We start from the raw sequence: 23,113 nt of genomic DNA, 5'->3' as shown, positions 1-23,113 counted from the left end.
GGACATGGCTCGGTATTTGTCCCGATAGGCCCGCCCGGAGCCAGCCCTTACGCTAACTGTATACAGAGTTCGGAATCCCGATCCAATAAAAACGACGATTGCCGGCGCGCCCGCGCCGCACGGCCCCTTCCCGCGGTACCCAGGAGACGACATGAAAGCGCCGGACTTCCTCATTGCCCGCCCGGCTGCCCACGACGAGCCGGGGCGGTTCGCGATCGGCGAAACCGGCTTTTCGTTCAGCGGCGGGCAGCGCCCGGCCAATCCGCTGGCCGCGTGGATGGGCGGGCGCGGTATCCCGGCTCGCGCGGCGCGTGTGCTCGGCGAGCGCGCCGAGTTCGCCGGCATGGCCGCGCTGATCGGCGTGGCCACCGAGTCGGACGCCAGCCATGATCCCGCCGCCGAATGGCTGCTGGCGCGGGCCGCCTCGGGACTGGTGTCGATCGTCGTGCGCGACGCGCGCGGCAGCCGGCGCGAGCAGGTGCGGGCGGACACGCGACTGGCGCTGGCCGCCGCGCGGCAGTACCGCGCGGCGTTCGCGCTGGTGCTGCTGCAGGCGGGCAACGCGCGCGATGCCGCCACGGGCTGCGCCGCGTTACGCGAGGCGTTCGGCTGCGCCGGCGCCGTCGAGCCGGACTGGCTCCATGCCGCCCGCGTCGTCGATGTCGCCGGCCGCGATGTGTCCGCCGATGCCGTTGCCGACGTGCCGGTGTGGTTCGCGAGCCTCACCGCCGCGGATTGACGCCCGCGCGGCACGACGGGCCGCGGCGCCGCGCCCGCCCCGCCGGGCTCAACGGCCCGTATCAATGCTGGTAAGCTGACGGTATTCAGTATCCACAGCATTCGCCGCCATGCCAGCCAAACTCCTGAAGATCCAGGCCCGCACCGATTACGTCGACGAGGTCTACCGGGTTCTGCTCGACGCCATCAGCGAAGGCTCCATCGCGCCGGGCACGCGCATCGTGCAGGAAGAGATCGCCGAGCAGCTGTCGGTCTCGCGCTCGCCGGTGCTGCAGGCGTTCCGCCTGCTGAAGAAGGACGGCCTCGTCGAGGACGCGCCGGGGCGCGGCCTGCAGGTCACGCCGCTCGACGCCGCGCGCATCGGCCATCTCTACGAATTTCGCGGCGCGCTCGACAGCCTCGCGGCGCGCCTGGCCGCGCGCAAGAAGGTGATCATCGACAAGGCGCTCGTCGCGGCCGGCCGCAAGCTCTCGAAGGGCAACGACATCCGCGCCATGATCGAGGCCGACATGGCGTTCCATACCGCCATCTATACGGCCTCGGGCAACCCGCTGATCGCCGAGTCGGCGCGCCTGCACTGGATGCATCTGCGCCGCGTGATGGGCGCCGTGCATCAGGTGGCGGGCCAGCGCAAGACCGTGTGGGACGAGCACGCCGCGATCGCCGAGGCGATCGCGCGCGGCGACGAGGAACTGGCCGGCAAGCTGAGCCTGCAGCACACCGAGTTCGCGCGCGAGAACCTGGTGACGAACATGGGCCGCGCGCTGCCCGAGATCAACGCCGACGAGCGCAAGGCGCGCTGATCGCGCCGGCGTGCCGGACACGACATCGCCGCCGCGGCTCGCGCCACGGCGGCGATTTTCATTGCGCCGGCCGAAGCGGCTGGCGGGCTCAGCGGGCCTGGCCGCGGTGATTGACGAGCGCCGGCGGCACGCGCAGCACCAGCAGCCCGGCGATCACGAGGCTCACCGACATCGTCAGCACGCCCGCGCCGGCCGAGCCGCTCGCGTTCTTGACGAGGCCGATCAGCGAGGGGCTCACCACGCCCGAGATGCTGCCCACCGAGTTCGCGAACGCGAGGCCGGCCGCCGCCGCGCCGCCGCCGAGGAAGGCCGGCGGCAACACCCAGAACTGCGAGATGGTGGTCATCACGCCCATCGTGCCGACGGTCAGCGCGATCATCGCCAGCACTGTCGAATCGGCGCACCAGACGCTCGCCGCGAGCCCGAACGCGCCGGCCAGCCCCGGCACGATCAGGTGCCAGCGCCGCTCGCCGTGGTGGTCCGAGCTGCGGCTCACGAGCACCATCGCCACGGCGCCCACCGCATACGGAATCGCGGTGAGCAGGCCGACGTGGAGCGGGTCCGCCACGCCGCTCGACTTGATCAGCGTGGGCAGCCAGAAGCTCACGCCATACAGCCCCATCGTGTAGAAAAAGTAGATCGCGCTGACCAGCAGGATCTTCGGATTGAGCAGGCCGTCCTTCACCGAGTGCAGCAGGTCGGCGGGCCGCTCCTCCTCGAGCTTGCGCGCGATCACGGCCTTCTGCGCCTCGCTGAGCCACTTCGCGTCCTGCACCTTGTCGTCGAGATAGAAGTAGGCCAGCACGCCGAGCACCACGGTCGGCAGCCCTTCGAGCAGGAACAGCCACTGCCAGCCGGCCATGCCGTGCGCGCCCGCGAGCCGGGTCATCAGCCAGCCCGACAGCGGGCCGCCGATCACGCCCGACATCGGGATGCCCGTCATGAACAGCGCGGTCACCTTCGAGCGCCGCGACGACGGGAACCAGTAGGTCAGATACAGCACGATGGCGGGGAAGAAACCGGCCTCGGCCAGGCCGAGCAGGAAACGCATCACGTAGAACGCGGCGGGTGAACGCACGAACATCATGCCGACCGAGACGATGCCCCAGGTCACCATGATGCGGGCGATCCAGCGGCGCGGACCGACGCGCAGCAGGATCAGGTTGCTCGGGATCTCGAAGATCAGGTAGCCGACGAAGAACACGCTCGCGCCGAAGCCGTAGACGGCCTCGCTGAAGCCGAGGTCGCCCAGCATCTGCAGCTTGGCGAAGGCGACGTTGATGCGGTCGAGATAGGCGGACAGATAACAGAGGAACAGGAACGGAATCAGCCGCCACGCGGCCTTGGCAAACGCGGACGATTCGCTCGATTCCAGAAAGGCGGCCGGACTGTGGGTACTCATGGTTGTCTCCTGAGGGCCTGCGATGATCGGTGGCGGTGCGTGTTGTCATGTCCACCGTCGGCAGCCCGTGGCGGCTTCGATGCGAAGCGCGCCGCGGGCGTCGGGGTGTTGCCGCGTACCGCCGGGTATTGCTCGGGTAGCTGCCTGCCGTTTTTTTGGCCGCCGTGCCGCCGGTCAGTCGAACATGTCGGGCTGGCTGGCCGCCAGGTCGTTCCAGATGGTCTGGAAGTGCAGCCAGCCGATGTAGTCGCTGCCCACGTGCTCGCGGCTGTAGCGCGCGCGCTCCGGCGTGACTTCCTTCGGCGTGATGCCGGCCGCCTCGATCATCAGCTGTTGCTGGCAGCAGCGTTCGAGCGCGATGAACCAGAACGCGGCCGAATCGATGCTGTGGCGGCTGGCCGTGAGCAGGCCGTGGTTCTGGTGGATCGCCGCCTTCACGCCGGCGAACGCGTTGGCGACCTTGTTGCCGCCCTTCACCTCGACGGCCACCTTGCCGGCTTCGTCGCCGATCACCACGTGGTCCTCGAAGAACGCCGCGGCGTCCTGCGAGATCGGCGCGAGCGGCTTGCCGAGCGCCGCGAACGCGGTGCCGTACACGGTGTGCGCGTGGCACATCGCGACGATGTCGGGGTGCTGCTCGTGGACCGCCGCGTGCAGCACGAAGCCGGCGCGGTTGATGGCATGCGAGCCTTCCACCACGGTGCCCCGGTGATCGGCGCAGATCAGGTTCGACACCTTCACCTGCGCGAAATGCACGGCCATCGGGTTGGTCCAGTAGAGCCCCGGGTTCTCGGGATCGCGCACCGTCAGGTGGCCCGCGAAGCCGTAGTCGAAGCCGTGGATCGCGAACGCGCGGCAGGCCGCCACCAGGTGCTCCTTCAGGTGCCGGCGCTGTTCGGCGGCGCTCGTGAACTCGGGCAGTTCGGGGAAGATCAGCCCTTCCTGCTCGGGCTGGTAGATCGAAACCTTGCCGGGCTTCACGATCGATTCGGCACGGGGTTCGGCAATGGCGGTGGACATGGGGCATTCCTCCTGCGTATCGGGTGGGGAAAAGGCGCCGGCGGCAGGGTTGCGCCGCCGGATGATGAATTCGTACTGCGAATCGAATGCGCGGCGGGCGGGGCGATGCCGACGCCCGCCGCGCGTTCGCCTGCCGCGGTCAGTTCCTCGAACGCTCGACGAGCGCGTCCCTGCCGATCCACGGCGTCATCGCGCGCAGCTTCGCGCCGACGATCTCGATCGGGTGGTTCGCCGTCGGCGGCCGGTGCGACTGCAGCGTCGGCGCGCCCGCGCGGCTCTCCGGGATGAAGCGCTTCGCATCGACAGCGCCGGCAATCGTCCTGACCGGACGGCCGGCCTGTCCGGCCCCGGCCCACGACGGCCCGCGCCCGACCTCGATGCCGCCGTCCTTCAGGTTCAGCGCGTGGGCGTGGCCCCGCGAGCCGTAGCCGAGCACGGCCACGCGCCGCTGCTTCAGCAGCGCGAGATCGGCGTCCCTGTCGTAATACACTTTCATGCGGTTTCCGGAGTGACGCGCCGGCGGCGCGGTCGGGGTGCAACGGGATGTCGATGTATCGGTGTGCCGGGGCTCACAGCTCCAGCACCAGCGTCCTGCCGAGCGGCCGCGATACGCAGGTGGTCAGGTATTCCTGCTTTTCCTCGTCGGTGAGGATGAAATCGTTGTGCTCGACTTCGCCGTCGCGGTAGCGCACCTTGCAGGTCGCGCAGAGGCCGGCGCAGCACGAGGTGGGCACGGCCACGCCGGCCTCGTTGAGCGCCTCGGCGAGGTTCTGGCCGGGGGCCACATGTATCACCCGGCCGCTGCTGGCGAGCGTCACGTCGCAACCGTCGGCGGCCTGCGCCGGCAGGTCGGACGGCGCGCGCGCCGGTGGCTCGGGCGCCTTGAAGTGCTCGAAGTGGACGGTACCCTTCGGCCAGTGTCCGGCCGCCTCGGCGCAGGCCTTCATGAAGCCGGCCGGGCCGCAGTAGTAGACGTGCGTGCCCGGTACCGGCCGCGCCAGCAGGGCCCGCAGGTCGAGCTGCCGGCCCGCCGCGCCGCCGTCGAAGTGGTAGTGCAGGCGGCCCGCGCGATGCAGCGCCGCCAGCTCCTCGCCGAACGCCGCCGCCTCGCGGCCACGCGCGCAGTAGTGCATCTCGAACTCCACGCCGTGTGCGTCGAGTTCGTGCGCCATCGCTTTCAGCGGCGTCACGCCGATCCCGCCCGCGATCAGCAGCACGCGGCTCGCATCGCCGGCCAGCGCGAAGTGATTGCGCGGCCGGCTGATGGTGACGAGGTCGCCGGCCCGCACGTGCTCGTGCATCGCGCGCGAGCCGCCGCGGCCGGCTTCGTCGCGCAGCACGGCGATCACGTAGCGGTGCCGCTCGGCCGGCGCGTTGCAGAGCGAGTACTGGCGGATCAGGCCGTCGCGCAGGTGGACGTCGATATGCGCGCCCGCCTCGAACGGCGGCAGCGCCTCGCCCGCGGGGCTCGTCAGCTCGTAGGAGTTGATCCCCTGGCCCTCGTATCGCACCTGTCGCACGCGCATCTCGAGCGTGGGCGCCGCCGTGTCCCGAACCGCCTCCGCCGTTTCCGTTGCGGTATCCATTGCCATCGCCATCGTGTCGTTCCTCCTTGCCTTCCCGACTGCCTGCCGGATGCGTTCGCCGGCGGCCGCGCGCTGCGGCGGCCGGCGGCGTGGTTCGCGCGGTGCGCGTCAGCGCTTCAGCGAACGTTCGAGTTCCTCGAACTGCTCGCGCACGAACTCGCCGCGCTCGCCCGGTTTCATCGGCTCGCTTTGCGCGAGGATCTCGACCACCGCCTTCAGCACCTTGCGGCGGCGCGCGACTTCTTCCTCCACCGTCTCGCCCTCGGCGATCTCGAACACGTTGCCCGAGCAGAAGCTGTTCGGCATGCCGTCGAGATCGCGGAGCCACTGCACGAAGCCCGCCGCCGAGGCCGGCGCGTGGGTGCCGCGCACGGCGTCGCGCAGCATCTTGCGGAACTGGTAGAGGCCCGCGTCGAAGCGGGTCGGATGTTCGAGCGCGTGGACCGCGATCGGACGCTGGCTGATGATCGCCTCGTAGTCGCCCGGCGCGTACTGCGCGTCCTTGTAGTTGGGGCGCTCGCGGTGGTTCGGCGGGATCGGCGGCAGATCTTCCAGCTTGTACCGGCCGAAGCGCTCGGGGCGGCGCATTGCCACCTGGCCTTCCAGGAAGTCGATCGACTCGTAGCCCACCAGCTCCTTGCGGCCGATGCCGCGCGTGTCGATGCCCGGCCCCATCACGCGCCAGCCGATCATCTTGCTGTTCTCGTCGTCCACCGGCACCGTCCAGCGGATGATGTGGAAGCGGCTGAACAGTTTCTTCTTCGAGCCGTCCTCGGAGGTGTAGGCGTGCAGGCTCAGGTTCGGCAGCACCTGATGCTGGACCCGCACGAACAGCTTGTCCCTGTCGACACGGCGCGCGCCCGCGCAGGCGAGGCTGCGGCCGTTCTGCACCGGCACGAAGTTCATGTCCGGCGCGACTTCCATCGACGCCGCGCCGACCTCGTCGAACGTGGTGCCCTGATAGTGGCCGTCCACCACGTTCTTGCCCGCGTGCAGCGCGGTGGGGTGATAGTTGTCGGCCGCGTTGTCCTGCACCTGCAGCCAGTTGCAGTGCTGGAAGTTGCTGTAGGGCACCAGCTCGTCGCCTTCCATCACCGTGAAGTCGCCTTCCCACTCGGGGAACGGCGGCGCCTCGTCGGGCGGCCCCATGTAGGCGAACACCAGGCCGTTGCGCTCGAACGCCTTGTAGGCGCCCTGGCGGATCGAGCAGGCGAAGCGCTCGGCTTCCTTCTCCTCGCCCTTCGGGAACGGTACGTGCAGGCAGCTGCCGTCCACGTCGAACACCATGCCGTGATAGCAGCACATGATGCCGTGCTCCTGGATCGCGCCGTATTCGAGCGAGGCGCCGCGATGCACGCAGTGCGCGTGCAGCACGCCCACCGCGCCGCTCTTGTCGCGGAACGCCACCAGCTCTTCGTTGAGGATCTTGATGAAGCGCGGCGTGTCGGTCAGTTCCACCGACATGCAGACCGGATGCCAGAAGCGGCGCATGAATTCGCCCATCGGCGTGCCGGGGCCGGTTTCCGTCAGCTCGGGGTCGTGCTCCGGCACCTTGTTCGTGTAGTAGCCGCCGAACGGGATCAGCTTCTTCGCCACCGGCGCGGCGCCGCCGGCCGTGCGCTTCTGATCGTCCATTTTTTCCGACTTGACGCTCATGTCTTTCCTCCAGTGATTGATAGGGACGCTCGGTCAGGCGGTTCACCGCAGAACGCCGTACTCTGAGTTTTGTGCTCTGAACTCTGTATACAGAGTGATGGGTGAAGCATAGGCGGATCGGGAAGGAGTGTCTTGATAGGGTTAACGCCGAACGGGGAACGAGGCGGGCTGTGCATGGCGGGCCGACGTGCGATGCCGCGGCGCCGCGCCGGGGTGCGGGAAGCCATGCCGGGCGGGCGCCATGGTGCAGCAACGCGTGGCGCGCGGGGCAGGTCGCGCGGTGAGGGGTCGGCGCTGGCCGGGGGCTTGCCGGGGGCGATCCGAACAGGCGTTTCCGATCCTGCGCATCAATCCGGGTAGGTGCGCGTTGCCGGGCGGCCGCCTGCTCATGCCGGCGGATGTTTCATTTTTTTGATCGATTCCTCCATTTCCCGGAAGGGTGCGTGCGGGATCCGGCGGGCATTTTTCGCGGTCGGCTTTTTTATACTCGGCGGCGTCTCGAACCAGCGTTTCCAAAGAACTGGAGTCTCCCGGTGAAAAAAATCTCGATGGCCGCCGCCTGCCTTACCGCATTCGCGGCAGCTTCCGCCCACGCGCAAAGCTCGGTCACCTTGTACGGGCTGGTCGATGCCGGCATTGCCTATACCAACAACGTCGGCGGTAGCGGCCGCGTTGCGCTGGCAAGCGGCAACCTCAGCGGCAGCCGCTTCGGCCTGCGCGGCGCCGAGGATCTCGGCGGCGGCCTCAAGGCCGTGTTCGTGCTCGAAAACGGCTTCGGCGTGAACAACGGGCAGCTGGGCCAGAACAGCCGCGTGTTCGGCCGTCAGGCGTATGTGGGCCTGAGCAGCGGCACGGTCGGCACGCTCACGGTGGGCCGCCAGTATGACGACGTGGTCGACTTCGTCGCGCCGCTGTCCGCCACCGCCGGCACGTTCGGCGACTCGGGCTTCGCGCACCCGTATGACAACGACAATCTCCAGCACAGCGTGCGCTTCAACAACGCCGTGAAGTTCACCAGCCTGAACTACGCCGGCTTCAAGTTCGGCGGCATGTACGCGCTCAGCAACAGCACCGGATTCGCCGTGAGCCGCGCCTATAGCGCGGGCGCGAGCTACACGTCCGGGCCGCTGACGGCCGCCGCCGGCTACCTGCAGACCAACGGCACGGCGGCCAGGGTCGGCAGCGCGTTCGCCAACACCGGCGGCGCCGTCGATCAGGCCGAGGTGAAGGGCAACCTCACGTCCGACGTGCAGCGCACCGCCGCCGCCGGCCTGAGCTACGCGTTCGGGCCGGCCGTGCTCGGCTTCGTGTATTCGCACAGCCAGTACCAGGGCACCAGCGCGCTCGGTCTGAACAACGGCTCGGCGCGCTTCGACAACTACGAACTCAACGGCATGATGAACCTCACGCCGGCGCTGAAGGCCGGCCTGTCGTATGCCTATACCGATGCGCACCTGAGCGGCGCCACCGCCTACGGCGCCGATCCGAAGTGGAGCCAGGTGAATGCAATCGCGCGCTACGCGCTGTCCAGGCGTACCGAGCTGTATGCCGAGGCGATGTACCAGCATGCCGCCGGCAACAGGAACGTGGCGACGCTGTATAACGCGGGCGGGGTGTCGTCGACGGGGAACCAGGTGATGGGGGCGGTGGGGATGCTCACGCGCTTCTGAGAGACAGTTTGTTTCGATGAGGTGGTCACGCGGCGGCGGCGGCCGCGAGTGTCGCCGCGGGCCAGGTTCGTCGCGTTTCCGGGCGGACTCACCGCGTGTTCCGGATGCCGGCACGGGGCAGGTCGCGAATCGCCGTCGCGGCGGGCAGCGTTCAGGCGCGGGCTCGTGTGGTGGCGGTCCCACGCAGCATCCCTCGCTCGTCGATTCGGGTGAATCCATCTTTGCCCGTCCTGGTGGACCGGCTTTCTTTGTCTTCGGTGGCCTTCCGGGGAGGGCGCCGTCCGGCCCGCAGCGGTCATCCGGGGTTCTCGACCGGGCACATGCGTCGATGCGGATGCCGCTGCGGATGCTTCACCTTGGGGGTCGAGGGCTTGCCGGCCCCGACGCGACAACGCGAAGCCGGCGCTAGTCTCCGGGTTCCCTGGCCAGGGGATCCCGCGCGCGCTGCTTGCGATATTCGGACAGCGGCAGGCCGCCCTGTCCGAAGTCGTCAATCTCATGCTCGTGAAAGACGACGGTTGTCTCCACGTGCGGCTTGCCCATGACATTGAAGAGCAGGTCGGCGATCCCTTTGTAGATCGCGGCTTTTTGCTCCCTGGTGGTGCGTTCCGCACCCGGGCTGGTGCCCTCGCGGGTCACCAGGATGTTCACGATCGGCATACGATTCTCCAGCAGAAAGCCGGGGCGCGCGTCGCGCGCCCCCGATGGATCAGCGACCGGCGATGAGGCCGCCGTCGACGTGGAGGATCTCACCGGTCGAGAAGGCCGCGTCCTCGAGGTAGAGCACCGCGCGAACGATGTCCTCGATCTCGCCCAGCTTGTTCATGGGATGGAAGGCGGCCAGTTTTTCGACGATCTCGGGATCGTGCATGGGCGTGCGGATCACGCCCGGCGCCACGGCGTTCACGCGGATGCCGCGCGTGGCGTACTCGATCGCCATGCTCTTGGTCGCGGAGTTCATCCCTCCCTTCGTCAGCATGGCGATGAAGGCTGGCGAACGCGAGCTGGCGAATTCCGCCGTCGAGGCCGTGATCTGGACGACGTGGCCGCTGCCCTGCTTCAGCATCACCGGGATGACCTGCTGCGTGGTGAAGAAGAAGCCGTCGAGGTTGGTCTTCAGCTTCAGCCGATAGTCCTCCTCGGTATATTCGGTAAACGGCTTGCCGATGAAGATACCGGCGTTGTTCACCAGCGTATCGATGCGGCCGAACCGGTCAAGGGCCGCCGCGACCAGACGCTTGCCCGTCTCCGGATCGCCGATGTCGCCAGCGACGGTGATCAGGTCCGGATCGTTCGAAGGCTGGATCGAGCGCGAGGTGGCGACGACGCCGTAGCCGCGCGCGCGGAATCCGTTGACGATGCCTTCGCCCATCCCCTGGGACGCGCCGGTGACGATGGCGACTTTCTTGATTGCTGACATTTTGGGCTCCTTTACCCTTGCACGATGGCCAAAATCTAAGGCATTGTTCGGGTTTGCAAAAGACACCATCTTCTATCAATGGCTGAGCAAAAACGCACAGACTTCGACTGGGAGGACGTCCGGACCTTCGTGGCACTGGCGCGGCACGGAAGCCTGTCAGCGGCCGCCCGGATGCTCGCGGTCAACCATGCGACGGTCGCCCGTCGGCTTCGTTCTCTTGAACAAAGCCTCGGTGACAAGCTCGTCGAGCGGCGCCCCGAAGGCTATGTATTGACGCGTGCCGGAACGCATGCGCTCGAAGCGGCAAGCGGCATGGAACACTCGGCCGAGCTCCTCAGGCGCGGCACGGCCGATGGCGCGCCCGCCGGCCTGGTGCGGATCAGCTCGTCGCCGGGCCTGTCGGCTGGCTTCCTCACGTCGCGCCTCGTGAATCTGACGATCCGCTACCCCAAGCTGGACATCGACCTTTCGCCTGCGCTCCGGTCCGTCAGCCTCGAGCGGCATGAGGCTGACATCGCCATCCGGTTCGACAAGCCCCAGGACGGCGATGTCATCGCACGCCAGCTGACCACGGTCGGTTACGGGTTTTATGGAACGGAGGAGGCCTGTCGAGCCGCGGAGGCAAATGACGATCTGGTCTTCATCGGATTCAACGAAGCGGACGCCTACCTGTCCGCATCAAGATGGATGTCCGAACATTTCCCCCTTGCGCGCGTGGCGTTTCGCGCCAAGGACCAGTTTCTCCAGTCGATCGCCGCGCGTTCGGGTATCGGGCTCGCGCTGATTCCCCATTACATTGGACGCAGCGATCCGGCATTGCGAATGTGCGATCTGGGATCCAGCCCGCCGAATCGGGATGTGTATCTGGTCACGCGGCGCCGCGACCGGAAAGACGCGGCCATTCGGCTCGTCGCCGAGGAGGTGGCCGACATGTTCGAGCAGGACCGCGACCTGTTTCTGTGAACGTCAGTCCCGGTGTCGCCGTTTCCGGCTCGACGGTGGCGCGCAGCGGTGGGTAAGGCATCCGCTGCTTCCCGGCGGCGGCGTTTCCGCGCTCAACCCGACACCCTCCCCACCGCCGCCACCCGAATCTCCCCGGCATCCTCGACATGCCGCGGCGGGGAGACAGGCGGATTGCTTGCGCAATGCTTTCGATCGTTCGAGCGTGGGCAGACGTGCCGACGCCTCGGAAAGCCCTCGCCAAGCGTCGCGAAACAAGGCGGGCCGACGAACCGGAACGGCCACGCCAGGCATCGTCGTCCTGAAGCCGTGACGCGGCCCTCATACGCCCGCTCGAACATGGCGCAAAGGACGTTTTCCCCTCGATTGAGGACATTCGTCCCAAACCCGATATTTTCCTTAAAATAAGACGCTTCGGAGTCTTGAGTTAATCACCCATCCTCATGCATCGAATCGGATTCTTCGTCTGTCGCGGCTACGACGTGCTCGATCTCGGCGGCCCGCTCTCGACCTTCAATCAGGTCGCCACCGCCGCCGGTCACATGCCGTATGAACTGCACGTGATCTCGCAGACGGGCGGGCTGATGCCGGGCAACACGGGCTTGCCGATCGAGACGAAGCCGGCCGGCCGGCGCCGGTTCGACACGGTCATCTTCGTGGGCGGCGACATCGAGCCGATGCAGGAGGCGGGCAACGTCGCCGCCGCGAGGAAGCTGAGCGCCAGGGCATCGCGGGTGGCGAGCGTCTGCACGGGCGCGTTCCTGCTCGCCGAAGCCGGCCTGCTCAACGAGCTGCGGGCGACCACGCACTGGCGCTACGCGGCGCAACTGCAGTCGCGCTTTCCGCGCACGCGGGTCGAGGGCGACAGCATCTACATCGCGGACGGCCGCATCTGGACCTCGGCGGGCATCGCCTCGGGCATCGATCTGGCGCTGGCCATGATCGAGCGCGACATGGGCGTGGAGATCGCGCGCAACGTGTCGAGGCTGGTGGTCGTGCCGTATCGGCGGCCGGGCGGCCAGTCGCAGTTCTCGGCCATGTCGCAGATGGACCCGGAATCGGATCGCATCCGCATCGCGCTGAACTTCGCCCGCGAGCATCTGGCCGAGGCGCTGCCGGTCGAGCGGCTCGCCGACGCCGCCCGCCTGAGCCCGCGCCAGTTCGGGCGCGCGTTCCGCCGCGAAACGGGGGAGACGCCCGCGCGCGCGGTCGAGCGCCTGCGCGTGGAAGCGGCGCGGCTGCGCCTGCAGGACGGCAGCGAGCCCATCGAACAGATTGCGCTGGCGGTGGGGTTCATCGATCCGGAGCGGATGCGGCGCGCCTTCGTCAAGCTGCTCGGGCATCCGCCGCAATCGATTCGACGCGAGAGCCGGCTGGCCGGCAGCCGCTGACCATCGCGATCGTCATGCGGCCGGGACGATCGCCCGACCGGTGGGTCGCGCGGCCCGACCTGCCGCCGCGATGAACGCGCGTGCTACTTCCTGGGCGGGTAGTCGTTCCAGATGTCGCGATGCAGTTTCCAGGCGCCGTCCTGCTTCACGAACACGAGGATCTGCTTGCCGCGATACTTGAGTTCGCCGGCCGGGTCGCGGACGTCCGCGTCCGACACTTCCGCCACGGTTTGGTCGTTGCCGTAGAACTCGTAGTGGCTGAACGAGACGGTGTCGGGCTTCGAGCCGGCGTAACTCGTGGCGAAATGCTCGGCGATGGCCGCGCCGCCGACGATGCGCTCGCCCCCGGGCGGCAGGAGCGCGCCGTCGCGCGTATAGAGGCGCCCGATCGCGGCGTAGTCGCCGCGCGCGAACGCGTCCGACCAGCGGGCGTTCTCGGCCTTGATGGCCGCTTCGGTTTGCGGTCCCGGCGCGCCGGCGACGGCCGGGGCCGCCAACGCGAAAAGGGGCAGGCAGGCGGCCAGCGCCGCGGCATGGAGATGAATTCGTTTCATTCGATGATGTCCGGTCGGGGTTTGGTTCAGGGTGGGTTTCGGGCGATCAGCGCACGCCGGGGATGCGGGCGAGCCCCTTCGAGGCGCCGGGCAGTTCCTTGTCGACCATCGCGATCACTTCCGGCCGCGCGTCTCGCGGATGGCCGGAATGGAATGGCGGCGCGGGGTCGTATTCGATCGCGAGCTGCGTGAATTCGGCGGCTTGCCGGCCCCGCAGCCTCGCCGCGACGCGCAGCGCGAAATCGATGCCGGCCGTCACGCCGCCGCCGCTCATGAAGCGGCCGTGGTCGTCTTCCACGAAGCGGTCCGGAACGGGGATCGCGCCGTATTCGGCCAGCTTGTTGACGAAGGCCCAATGGCAGGCGCTGCGCTTGCCGTTGAGCACGCCGGTGGCCGCGAGCACGAGCGAGCCGTTGCAGACCGACGTCACGTATTTCGCGCTGTCGGCGAGGCGCCGGATCTGCGCCTGGTACGCGGGGCGCATCGGCGCCGACAGATCGGAGCCGCCCGGCACCAGCAGCAGGCCGGTGCGCTCGATATCGGCCAGCCGTTCGGTCTTGCCGTACACGACACCGAATTCGAGCGTGACGCTGCCGCCGTCGAGGCTCGCGTAGCGGACGTTCGTGTTCGGCAGCCGGTGGAAGATTTCGCTGGGGCCGGCAAAATCGAGCAGCGTGCCGCCGTCGTAATTGACGATCAGGATGTCGAGGGGATCGCCCGGCGCGAGTTCGGCGCCGCCGCCGGTCGCGGCCTGAGCGGGCGTGGCGTGGCCAAGCCATGCCGCGCCGCCGAGGACGGCGCCGAGCGTGGCGGCGCCACCGAACTTGAGCAGGTCGCGGCGGGCATGGCCGGTGCCGCTGAGCGGGGCCGGAGAAGAAGCGGGTTTGCTGCGGTCCGTCATGATGAGGTCTCCTTACGGTTGTCGCGCCGGCCAGGCGGCGCGCGTGGTCGGTTTGGGCAGAGGCGGGCCCGCCACCACGACGGCAGGCGTGGTGAGCCAGGGATCGCGATGGAGGAAGCCGATCCGGCGGATCGGCACGGGCGGCCTAAAGCTGCGAGGCGCCGCCGTCGACGACGAGTTCGGTGCCGACCACGTAGGAGGATTCGTCGCTGGCGAGATAGAGCGCCGCGTGGGCGATGTCGTCGGCCTTGCCCAGATGGCCTACCGGAATGGCCTTGGCGAGTCCGGCCTTGGTGTCGCGCACCCACGCATCGGGCATGCCCCACTTGCCGATCAGCGGCGTATCGATCGCGCCGGGCGCGATCGCGTTGAAGCGGATCCTGCGGTCGAGAAACTCGTGGGACCAGCTGCGGGCGAGCGAGCGCACGGCGGCCTTGGCCGCCGCCGTCAGCGAGATGCCGTGCTGGCCGGTCTGCGCGACGAACGAGGTGTTGAGGATGAACGAGGCGCCGTCGCGCAGGTCGGGCAGCACCGCCTGCAGCGTGAGCACCACGCCCTTGACGTTGACGTCCATGATCGCGTCGTAAAGCGTGTCGTCGATGTCGCCGAGCGCGGACGGGAACGCCCAGCCCGCGTTGGCGAACACCACGTCCAGGCCGCCGAAGCGCGCCTTGATCGTGGCGGCGACGGCCCGCATGTCCTCGATCGAACGCACGTCGCCCTTCAGCACGAGCGCGTTTCCGCCAAGCTCGGCCCGCACGCGTTCAAACGCGGCCTCGTCGCGGCCGGTCACCGCCACGCGCGCGCCTTCGGCGATGAACAGCCGCGCGGTCGCGAGCCCGATGCCGCTCGTGCCGCCCGTGATCAATGCCGTCTTGTTGCTGAGCCTCATGTTCATGTTCCGTTCCCTGCCTCGTGGTGGATCAGGTCACGAGCGACGGGCGAAACGACGCCTGGCTCGACCTGATTGACGGGCAAATTATGGAACGCGAGGCAGATGGCTTAAAGGACGTATTGCCCTTAAAAAAGGTCGCCACGCCGCAAGACGGTCAGGCGAAGCGACAGTGGATAAAATAGTTGCGTGCGCAATCAGATTCAGCACTCGCCCGGGCTCAGCAACTCCACCATCACCACGTCGGTGTCCTCGCGCGCGATCAAGGTGATCTCCGGCTCGTCCGTCACCACCGCGCCGTCGCGCGGCCCGAGCCGCACCGGTCCGAGCTCGATGCCGCCCTGGTCGGCCACGACATAGGCGATGCGCGGCGCGGCCAGCACGCAACGCAGGAGGGCTCCTTCGCGCAGCGTCGCGACGCGCACGCGCGCGTCGGCGTCGATCGGCAGCGCGCCCGCCCGCTGGTCCGCCGGGTCGCCGCTCGCCACCGTCACGAAGCGGCCTTCGCGCCGCTCGTGCGAGCACCAGCAGGTCGCCCAGCGCGCCGAGCCGCCGGGCCGGCGTGGCCGCAGCCAGATCTGGAACAGCCGCGCCGGCACGCTTTCCGCGTTGCGCTCGGCATGATGGACGCCGCTGCCCGCGCTCATCGTCTGCGTGCAGCCGGCGACGATGCGCGCGCGATTGCCCGCGTCGTCCTCGTGCGTGATCGCGCCCGAGCGTACCCAGGTCACGATCTCGACGTCGCGATGCGGATGCAGGCCGAAGCCCGAACGCGGCGCGATTTCGTCGTCGTTCCAGACGATCAGCGGGCCGAGCGGATGATGCCCGGCGCCGCCGAGATCGCCGTGGCGGAAATGCAGCCGCGTGTTCAGCCAGTCTCGCGAGAGGCAGCCCAGCGACGCGAAGCAGCGAGGTTCGATCATGACGCTTGGCTCTCGAAAGGGCCGGGCGGGGCACGCAGGACTCGCGCACCGGGCCGCCCGGTCCCGCGCTCAGATCTGCTGCTGGCCGCCATCGACGAACAGTTCCGCGCCGTTCACGAAGCTCGCGTCGTCCGAGGCCAGGAACAGCGCGGCGCTCGCGATTTCCTCCGGCTCGCCGAGGCGCTCCAGCGGGATCTGCGCGGCCAGGTAGTCGGCCAGCCCCTGCCGCTGCGCTTCGTCCTGGCCGGCCAGGTCGAGCAGGCCGGGCGTGCGCGTCGCGCCCGGGCTGAGGGTGTTCACGCGGATGCGGCGCGGCTTCAGGTCGAGAATCCAGCTGCGGGCGAACGCGCGCACCGCCGCCTTCGAGGCCGAGTAGACGCTGAACGCGGCGGTGCCCGCGCTGCCGGCCGTCGAGCCGGTCAGGATCACCGACGCGCCGTCGGCCAGCAGCGGCAGCGCCTTTTGCACCGTGAACAGCACGGCCTTCACGTTGCGGTCGAAGGTGTCGTCGAAGTGAGCCTCGGTGATCTCGCCGAGCGGCAGCATCGAGCCGCCGCCGGCGTTGGCGAACAGCACGTCGAGGCGGCCTTGTTCCTCGCGGATCTGCGCATACAGCGCATCGAGCTGGTCGAGCCGGGTCGAGTCCACGCGCAGGCCGGTGGCCGCGCCGCCGGCCGCGCGGATCGAGGCGACGGCCGCGTCGAGTTCGGCCTGGCGGCGGCCGGTCAGGTAGACGTGCGCGCCTTCGGCGGCGAAGCGCTGCGCGGTGGCAAGGCCGATGCCGGTGGTGGCGCCGGTGACGAGTGCGATCTTGTTGTCGAGCTTGCGTGCCATGGTGATGCTCCTGTTTCGATCCGTTCGGTTGGGTGGATGCCGCCGGGTTGGCGGCGATCGCGGCGTGTCGTGTGTGCTGCGATGTGAGGAGAATATCGACGCGCTGATCTTTTCGAAATAGAATGCATCGCAAACCAACGTTGCATTTTTGAAATGATGAACGCCGATGTCGAAGCTGCCTGATTTCGAGGGACTCGCGATGTTCGCCAAGGTGGCGGAGGAGGGCTCGTTCGCCGCGGCGGCGCGCGAGATGGGCGTGTCGGTGGCCACCGTTTCGCGCGGCGTGGCGCGTCTGGAAGACCGGCTCGGCGCGCGCCTGTTCAATCGCACCTCGCGCCAGCTCGCGCTGACCGAGTTCGGCAGGACGCTCTGCGAGAAGGCCGGCGAGATCTACCGGCAGGCCGAGGCGGCCGAGGGCGCGGCGCGCGAGCTGTCGGTGCAGCCGCGCGGGCTGGTGCGGCTCGCGGTGCCGATGTCGTTCGGGCTGCGCTGGGTCGCGCCGCTGATGCCGGGTTTCTTTCGCCGGTATCCGGACGTGTCGGTCGATCTGCACCTGGCCGATGCCACCGTCGATCTGGTGGCGGACGGGTTCGACGCGGCGCTGCGCATCGCCGCGCTTCCCGACTCGTCGCTGGTCGCGCGGCGCCTGTGCGCGGTCACGCAGTACCTGGTCGCCTCGCCCGGCTATCTCGCCCGCGAGGGGCGCCCCGCGCATCCGCGCGAGCTGGCCGGGCGCGCCTGCCTGTCCTATGCCTATCGCGCGCGCAGCGACGTCTGGCGCTTCACCAACGACGCCGGCGACGAAGAGCCGGTGATGCCCATCGGCCCGCTGCGCGTGACGAACGCGGACGCGTTGCTGCCGATGCTGCTCGACGGGCTCGCGATCGCCGAGCTGCCGGAGTTCATCGCCGGCGAATATCTGGCCGACGGCCGGCTCGAGGCGATCCTCACCGATTGGTCGCTGACGCGCGGCGGCCTCTACTTCGTCACGCCGTCGGCGCGCGCGCGACCCGCGAAGGTCAGCGCGCTGTCCGACTATTTCGCCGAGCACCTGAGCGAGCCGGTCTGGCGCCGGCCGACATGACGGCGGTCCGCCCTGGCGTATCACGGCGTATATTGGTGCTCCCTCGCTTCCTCTTCGTCGGGATCCCGCCATGTTGACCTATGCCATTCAAAAGACCGGCTACGACTACGAGCAACTCGATCCGCAGGGCAGTGTCGATTACGACGGCTTCATTCACGCGCTGGAGCGTTTTCCGTGGGCCGGGCAACTGGCGCAATGGAACGACGAGCAGAGCGGGCCGCTGCCGGCGCTGGTGTTGCAGGATGCCGAAGCGCGCCGCGAGCTGTGGATCAGCGCGCTCGGCACCACGCTCGGTGACAGCTTCCAGCTCAACGCGGTGTCGATGCGCGAGAAGAAAGGCTGGTTCGGCATGGGCAAGCCAAAAGCGGACCGCGAGGTCGTGACCTTCGAGGTTCAGGCGCGTGGCGATGTCGATCGGCTGTGCCGGCTGTTCTGCGATGGCGAGTACGCGCAGCTGGATGAGGACGTGGCGCGGCTGGCCGAGCGATCGCGCGAGGCGGAGGAGGAACGGCGGCGTCGGCGCATGTAGGTTCGTTTCATGAACATTGGCGAGGGCGGCGAATCGTGAAGAGCGGGAAGCAATTTCTGGCGGGCGTGCTGGGGACGGTCATTGCCGCGCGCCACGCCGGGGTGGGTTGCGAGAAAATCGTCGTGACGATCGATCCCTACGACCACTCGCTGAAACTCGAGAATCCGGATTTCATGGATTGGGTCGGGTTGATCCGGCAGCGTGATCCGGACGCGTACCTGCGCAAGCGGCTTCTCGTGCTCTGTGCCCGGGCTTGGGCGGAAGCGCTCGTTGTCCAGCGGGATGCGGTGGCCCAGGGGCGGACGCCGTCGCCGGACCAGTTCTGGCAGTGTCTGGGGCACGGGAGCGACGACTCGATTGCCCATGAGGTGGCCATCGTTCATTTGACGCGAAATCGGATCGCCGGCTGCCAGGGCGCCGAGGCCTGTTCCGATGAGGCGTTTGCGGACAAGGTCAACAAGGTGATACTGGAATTCGGTCTCAAACCGCTCTCGGCGCTGATCACCGAGGACGCATTCCTGCGTTTTCTGGACGATTTTTGCCACACGCGGCTCGATCCGGATGGCCGTCTCCCGAATGGACGCGTCGACTTCGATGATGGCGTGGCGGCCGGATATCAGCCGGGCGTCAACGAAGTGCGGTTTGACGACGTGAAGAGCGTGCCGGTGCGCGTGGATGACAGCGAGGTGGCGTCGGGGGAGGACGTGCTTGGGGGCAAGGGCGACGACGACGTGAAGTGCCTGTTTGCTCACGAGCTGGGGCATTGGATTGCCGCCTGCAAGCTCGGCATCAGGACCAGTGCGATCGAACTCGCCTGGTCGTGCCGATGGGACGCGAAAACGGAGCCTGACGGGCACTGCACGATTCATCTCGATAGCGTGGCGGGTGCATGGGATGACCTGCGATACCTCGAGGCGCGCATCGCGGTGCTGGCCGCCGGGGCGCTAGCCGATTACTGCTTCCGGCATCCGGGAGAGGTCGCCGTCGGCGACGGCTTCTACAAGTTGCTGAGCAACGGCACCGGGCGCGACGATTTTCGAAAGATGCGCGAGTTGCTGGTCCTGTATGTGGCGATCAAGTTTCGAGACGACACGTACATGATGAGCCGGTTTTCCTGGCCGTTGAATGGGCAGGTCGTTCTGAACGCCGTGGTCCCCCTCATGAAGCAGGACCTGAAGATCTGGGATTTGATTCGATCCGACGACTTCCGGGCGTTCGTCACGGAAATCATCGATACCGAGCGATCGAAGCTTGCCGTCGGGTTCGTCGAGGACTCCAAGGTCAGGATCAGGATGCGCACCGCCCGCGTGGAAGCCGTGCTGGCCCGGCACCACGATCTTCACAAGCTGGTGCAGCCACCCTGCTCGGCCCCCACGCCCCCCGATGCATGCGATACCGATGCAGCAGCGGGTGATAAACCCCGCTTATCACGGTGAAAAATCCCGCATCTTATGAAGCGCGATCTGTCTGGCTATAGTGGCGCGCTTCCCCGCATTCAAGCCCCCAGGAGCCCCCGATGACCGACACCCGCCACACCGAACTCGCCGACCTCGCCGACGACACCCCCGACCTGCTCGACATCCGCCACCACATCCACCGCCATCCCGAACTCGCGTTCGAGGAAGTGGCCACGGCCGCGCTGGTCGCCGAGCGGCTCGAGAGCTGGGGCTGGCAGGTCACGCGCGGGGTCGGCGTGACGGGCGTGGTCGGCACGCTGACGGTGGGCGACGGCACGCGCCGGATCGGCATCCGCGCCGACATGGACGCGTTGCCGATCGCCGAGGAAACCGGCCTGCCCTACGCGAGCGCGACGCCCGGCAAGATGCATGCGTGCGGCCACGACGGCCACACCACCATGCTGCTCGGCGCGGCGCGCCAGCTCGCGCGCACGCGGCGCTTCTCGGGCACGGTCCACCTCTATTTCCAGCCGGCCGAGGAAAAGGGCGTGGACAGCGGCGCGCAGCGCATGATCGCCGACGGCCTGTTCGAGCGTTTCCCGTGCGACGCGGTGTTCGGCATGCACAACCACCCGGGCGCGGAACCGGGCAGGCTGATGTTCCGGCGCGGCCCGTTCATGGCGGCGGGCGACCGCGTCTGGATCGAGATCGAGGGCGTGGGCGGCCACGCGGCGCGCCCGCACCTGACGGTGGACGTGGTGGTGGTGGCGGCCAGCATCGTGATGGCGCTGCAGACCATCGTCTCGCGCAACCTCGATCCGGCGCAGCAGGCGGTGGTGACGATCGGCGCGATCCACGCGGGCAGCGCGAACAACGTGATCCCGGAGCGCGCGCAGCTCGCGCTGAGCGTGCGCTCGTTCAGCGAGACGGTACGCGCGCAGCTGAAGCGCCGCATCATCGAGATCGCGCAAGGGCAGGCGGCCAGCTACGGCGCGAAGGCGCACGTCGAGTACACCGACGGCTACCCGGTGGTGATCAACTCGGACGCGGAAACCGATTTCGCCGCGCAGGTGGCGAAGGAACTGGTGGGCGAGCAGAACGTGGCCGAGCAGATCGATCCGCTGATGGGCAGCGAGGATTTCGCCTACATGCTGCAGCAGCGCCCGGGCTCGTTCCTGCGGATCGGCAACGGCGTGGGCGAGGACGGCTGCATGGTCCACAACCCGCACTACGATTTCAACGACCGCAACCTGCCGATCGGCGCCGCGTTCTGGACGCGGCTGGTGGAGCGCTACCTGTCGCGCTGACGGCGCATCGCGTGGGGGCATCTCGTGCCCACGCGCGGCTGCGGCGTCAGGCCATGCGCCGGCGCGGCGCCTCGATCACGAGCGCCAGCGCCGGCGCGATCTGCCGATGGCTCGGGGGGGGCAGGCGATAGCCGGGGAACACGGGCCACCAGCGCTCGGGCACGGGCACGAGGCGCCCGGCGTCGCCCCCCGGGCTGCAGGACATCGAGCGGCAAATGGGTCAGCCCGAGCCCGTCGTTCGCCGCCCACGGCATCTGCGCGGCATGGTTGAAGCTCACCTGGCCCTCCACGCGCACGCCGAGCTTCTGGCCGCCGCGCTCGAATTCCCGCGCATACAGGCCGCCGTGGGTCGGCAGGCGCAGGTTGATGCAGCGATGCCCGGCCAGGTCGTGGGGCGTGGCCGGCATGGGGCGCCCCGCCAGTTAGTCGGGCGAGCCCGCCACCGCCATCCGCAAATCGGACGCGACGCGCACGGCGATCATGTCCTGCGCCACCTGATCGCCGAGGCGCACGCCGGCGTCGAAGCGCTGCGCGGCGATGTCGGTCAGCCCGTAGCCACGCTGGACTCGATGTGGACGTCGGGATGGCGCTTCGGCAAGGGCAGCAGCCGAGGCCACGGCACGGTGTTGATGGCGTGATCGTGGGTGGTGATGCGCACCGTTGCGGCGGGCTCGTCGCGCGTGTCGCCGAGCGTGCCCTGCTCCAGTTCGACCTCGTCCAGGCGCGGGCCGATCGCGTTCAGGAGCCGCTGGCCGGCTTCGGTCGGCGAGACGCTGCGCGTGGTGCGGGTCGGCAGGCGCATCCCGAGGCGCGTTTCCAGCGCCCGCATCGCATGGCTCGGCGCCGAGCGCGACAACCTCGACTGGCCCGGCCGCGAGATCGCCACGCTCGGCATGCTGGCCGCCTCCCCCGGCGCCGTCGGTTAACGACGAATTGCCGCCGCATCACGGCAGGCATTGAGCGGCATAACCGGCGGCGGCTCGATTCAAATACCTATGGACAATATGGCCGCCGCCGAATATCCGGCACCTGAAAATCAGTCGATCCAATGTAATTGCATTTTGTTATTACGTTTGCATTACATGTCGTCAATTCGCGATTTGGAAAATGCTTCCGGAATCGCGTGAAGCAGGTGATCAATAAAAACCCTGACTTTCGGAGGAAGATGCCGATTCGGCTGATAGAGCAACCACGCTATTCCGCTGTATGGCGTGATCAACTGCCAGTCGGGAAATAATCGCACCACTTCATTTTGTTTCAACGCCGCGCGGGCGGTGAAATCCGGCAGAAAACCCACGCCGGCGCCGGCCCGCACCGCGTCGAGCATCGCCTCGCTGTGATTGACGACGAACCGGCCGCGCACCGTCACCTGCTGTTCCTCGCCATCGCGGCGAAAGCACCAGCGGTGGTCCGCATGATGGTCGCCGAAGAACAGGGTGTCGTGCGCGGCCAGCTCGCGCGGCGTGGCGGGCCGGCCGCGCCCGGCCAGATAGGCCTCCGAGGCGCACAGCACGTAGCGCACCGGCGACAGCGGCTTGGCGACCAGGTTCGGCGGCGGTTCCTCGCCGATGCGGATCACGAAATCGACCGCGTCGTCGATCAAATCGATCTCCTGGTCCGTCAGTCGCAGCTGCACGTTCACCTCCGGGTGTTCCCGCAGGAACGCGGTGACGTGCGGGCTGACCACGGCTTTGCCATAGCTCAGCGGCGCGCTGGCGCGCACCAGCCCATGCGGCTTCTCGATGAACCGGCCAGTGATGTCGCTGACCGATTCCGCCGCCGACATCATGTCCTCGCAGGCCCGGTAGACGCGCTCGCCGATCTCGCTCAACTGCAGTTTGCGGGTGGTCCTGACCAGCAGCCGCACGCCCAATTCCGATTCCAGACGCGAGATTTGCCGGCTGATGGCCGACGGCGTCTGGCCGAGCGAATGCGCGGCGGCAGAAAAGCTGCGCAATTCGACTACCCGCACGAAGGTGGCCAGAAAAGGCAGGCGCCCAATCGTTTCATTTGTTCGCATGGGGAATAGATTTTGTTCCGCAGGTG

Annotated in this window: 23 protein-coding genes and 3 pseudogenes; 9 read left to right on the top strand and 17 right to left on the bottom strand. The window is 68.2% G+C overall.

Going from position 1 to position 23,113, the window contains the following annotated elements:
* Positions 1-151: 151 nt before the first annotated feature.
* Together bpln_RS31550 and bpln_RS31545 are read left to right on the top strand one after the other, a co-directional pair.
* Positions 152-739 (top strand): hypothetical protein, encoded by a 588-nt coding sequence (locus tag bpln_RS31550; RefSeq protein ID WP_055141009.1) that lies wholly within the window; start codon positions 152-154, stop codon positions 737-739.
* 109 nt (positions 740-848) lie between these two features.
* Positions 849-1,541 (top strand): GntR family transcriptional regulator, encoded by a 693-nt coding sequence (locus bpln_RS31545; RefSeq protein ID WP_055141008.1) that lies wholly within the window; start codon positions 849-851, stop codon positions 1,539-1,541.
* Positions 1,542-1,629: 88 nt separating this feature from the next.
* Here the strand turns inward: bpln_RS31545 and bpln_RS31540 are convergent, their stop codons facing one another.
* From bpln_RS31540 to bpln_RS31520, 6 genes and pseudogenes are all read right to left on the bottom strand, one after another.
* Positions 1,630-2,943, bottom strand: a complete 1,314-nt coding sequence (locus bpln_RS31540) for an MFS transporter (protein WP_055141007.1) — start codon at positions 2,941-2,943, stop codon at positions 1,630-1,632.
* Between the two features lie 174 nt (positions 2,944-3,117).
* Positions 3,118-3,963 (bottom strand): class II aldolase/adducin family protein, encoded by an 846-nt coding sequence (locus bpln_RS31535; RefSeq protein ID WP_055141006.1) that lies wholly within the window; start codon positions 3,961-3,963, stop codon positions 3,118-3,120.
* Between the two features lie 139 nt (positions 3,964-4,102).
* A pseudogene (locus bpln_RS38530) lies at positions 4,103-4,261 on the bottom strand (ketol-acid reductoisomerase); the annotation flags it as partial.
* Positions 4,262-4,273: 12 nt separating this feature from the next.
* A pseudogene (locus bpln_RS38525) lies at positions 4,274-4,459 on the bottom strand (ketol-acid reductoisomerase); the annotation flags it as partial.
* 73 nt (positions 4,460-4,532) lie between these two features.
* Positions 4,533-5,549: a PDR/VanB family oxidoreductase gene (locus bpln_RS31525; protein WP_055141004.1), complete on the bottom strand. Its 1,017-nt coding sequence runs from the start codon at positions 5,547-5,549 to the stop codon at positions 4,533-4,535.
* A gap of 108 nt (positions 5,550-5,657) precedes the next feature.
* Positions 5,658-7,205, bottom strand: a complete 1,548-nt coding sequence (locus bpln_RS31520) for a Rieske 2Fe-2S domain-containing protein (protein WP_042629006.1) — start codon at positions 7,203-7,205, stop codon at positions 5,658-5,660.
* Between the two features lie 533 nt (positions 7,206-7,738).
* On the opposite strand from bpln_RS31520, the gene bpln_RS31515 reads away from it, so the two are divergent.
* Entirely contained in the window at positions 7,739-8,875 is a 1,137-nt protein-coding gene (locus bpln_RS31515) for a porin (RefSeq protein ID WP_042629005.1), read from the top strand.
* 405 nt (positions 8,876-9,280) lie between these two features.
* Here bpln_RS31515 and bpln_RS31510 read toward each other — a convergent pair whose 3' ends face one another.
* Complete coding sequence (locus bpln_RS31510) at positions 9,281-9,535, bottom strand: tautomerase family protein (protein WP_055141003.1); 255 nt, start codon at positions 9,533-9,535, stop codon at positions 9,281-9,283.
* Positions 9,536-9,584: 49 nt separating this feature from the next.
* Positions 9,585-10,295: an SDR family NAD(P)-dependent oxidoreductase gene (locus tag bpln_RS31505; RefSeq protein ID WP_055141002.1), complete on the bottom strand. Its 711-nt coding sequence runs from the start codon at positions 10,293-10,295 to the stop codon at positions 9,585-9,587.
* Positions 10,296-10,373: 78 nt separating this feature from the next.
* Here bpln_RS31505 and bpln_RS31500 point away from each other — a divergent pair, with 78 nt between their 5' ends.
* Both bpln_RS31500 and bpln_RS31495 read left to right on the top strand, forming a co-directional pair.
* Positions 10,374-11,258 (top strand): LysR family transcriptional regulator, encoded by an 885-nt coding sequence (locus bpln_RS31500; RefSeq protein WP_055141001.1) that lies wholly within the window; start codon positions 10,374-10,376, stop codon positions 11,256-11,258.
* Positions 11,259-11,698: 440 nt separating this feature from the next.
* Entirely contained in the window at positions 11,699-12,646 is a 948-nt protein-coding gene (locus tag bpln_RS31495) for a GlxA family transcriptional regulator (protein ID WP_042629001.1), read from the top strand.
* Positions 12,647-12,729: 83 nt separating this feature from the next.
* Here bpln_RS31495 and bpln_RS31490 read toward each other — a convergent pair whose 3' ends face one another.
* The 5 genes from bpln_RS31490 to bpln_RS31470 all read right to left on the bottom strand — a co-directional run bounded on the left by bpln_RS31490 (position 12,730) and on the right by bpln_RS31470 (position 16,750).
* The gene (locus bpln_RS31490) at positions 12,730-13,200 is read right to left on the bottom strand and encodes a YybH family protein (protein WP_055141000.1); all 471 of its coding nucleotides are present in this window, start codon (positions 13,198-13,200) and stop codon (positions 12,730-12,732) included.
* A gap of 46 nt (positions 13,201-13,246) precedes the next feature.
* Positions 13,247-14,101: a DJ-1/PfpI family protein gene (locus bpln_RS31485; RefSeq protein WP_055140999.1), complete on the bottom strand. Its 855-nt coding sequence runs from the start codon at positions 14,099-14,101 to the stop codon at positions 13,247-13,249.
* A gap of 145 nt (positions 14,102-14,246) precedes the next feature.
* Positions 14,247-14,993, bottom strand: coding sequence for an SDR family oxidoreductase (locus bpln_RS31480; RefSeq protein WP_055141290.1), 747 nt, complete (start codon positions 14,991-14,993; stop codon positions 14,247-14,249).
* A gap of 203 nt (positions 14,994-15,196) precedes the next feature.
* On the bottom strand, positions 15,197-15,916 hold the full coding sequence (locus tag bpln_RS31475; protein ID WP_055140998.1) for a pirin family protein: 720 nt from the start codon (positions 15,914-15,916) through the stop codon (positions 15,197-15,199).
* 69 nt (positions 15,917-15,985) lie between these two features.
* Complete coding sequence (locus bpln_RS31470; protein WP_042628997.1) at positions 15,986-16,750, bottom strand: SDR family NAD(P)-dependent oxidoreductase; 765 nt, start codon at positions 16,748-16,750, stop codon at positions 15,986-15,988.
* Between the two features lie 166 nt (positions 16,751-16,916).
* Here bpln_RS31470 and bpln_RS31465 point away from each other — a divergent pair, with 166 nt between their 5' ends.
* The 4 genes from bpln_RS31465 to bpln_RS31450 all read left to right on the top strand — a co-directional run bounded on the left by bpln_RS31465 (position 16,917) and on the right by bpln_RS31450 (position 21,067).
* Positions 16,917-17,834 (top strand): LysR family transcriptional regulator, encoded by a 918-nt coding sequence (locus bpln_RS31465; protein WP_042628996.1) that lies wholly within the window; start codon positions 16,917-16,919, stop codon positions 17,832-17,834.
* A 70-nt stretch (positions 17,835-17,904) separates the two neighbouring features.
* The gene (locus tag bpln_RS31460) at positions 17,905-18,363 is read left to right on the top strand and encodes a hypothetical protein (protein WP_042628995.1); all 459 of its coding nucleotides are present in this window, start codon (positions 17,905-17,907) and stop codon (positions 18,361-18,363) included.
* 35 nt (positions 18,364-18,398) lie between these two features.
* A complete protein-coding gene (locus tag bpln_RS31455) occupies positions 18,399-19,799 on the top strand; it encodes a hypothetical protein (RefSeq protein ID WP_055140997.1) in 1,401 nt (466 codons plus the stop codon).
* An 80-nt stretch (positions 19,800-19,879) separates the two neighbouring features.
* Complete coding sequence (locus bpln_RS31450; RefSeq protein WP_055140996.1) at positions 19,880-21,067, top strand: M20 aminoacylase family protein; 1,188 nt, start codon at positions 19,880-19,882, stop codon at positions 21,065-21,067.
* A 46-nt stretch (positions 21,068-21,113) separates the two neighbouring features.
* Here bpln_RS31450 and bpln_RS38075 read toward each other — a convergent pair whose 3' ends face one another.
* The 4 genes and pseudogenes from bpln_RS38075 to bpln_RS31440 form a co-directional block, all read right to left on the bottom strand.
* Positions 21,114-21,272, bottom strand: coding sequence for a hypothetical protein (locus bpln_RS38075; protein ID WP_244131992.1), 159 nt, complete (start codon positions 21,270-21,272; stop codon positions 21,114-21,116).
* A 37-nt stretch (positions 21,273-21,309) separates the two neighbouring features.
* A pseudogene (locus bpln_RS38070) lies at positions 21,310-21,474 on the bottom strand (LysR family transcriptional regulator); the annotation flags it as partial.
* Positions 21,475-21,611: 137 nt separating this feature from the next.
* Entirely contained in the window at positions 21,612-21,896 is a 285-nt protein-coding gene (locus tag bpln_RS38065) for a LysR family transcriptional regulator (RefSeq protein ID WP_244486992.1), read from the bottom strand.
* Between the two features lie 249 nt (positions 21,897-22,145).
* Positions 22,146-23,087: a LysR family transcriptional regulator gene (locus tag bpln_RS31440; RefSeq protein ID WP_055140994.1), complete on the bottom strand. Its 942-nt coding sequence runs from the start codon at positions 23,085-23,087 to the stop codon at positions 22,146-22,148.
* Positions 23,088-23,113: the final 26 nt, after the last annotated feature.

Origin of the sequence: Burkholderia plantarii, assembly GCF_001411805.1 — a bacterium.
GTDB classification, from domain to species: Bacteria; Pseudomonadota; Gammaproteobacteria; order Burkholderiales; family Burkholderiaceae; genus Burkholderia; species Burkholderia plantarii.
Note: the sequence above shows the minus strand (reverse complement) of the source record. Positions and strands in the feature narration are given on the sequence as shown.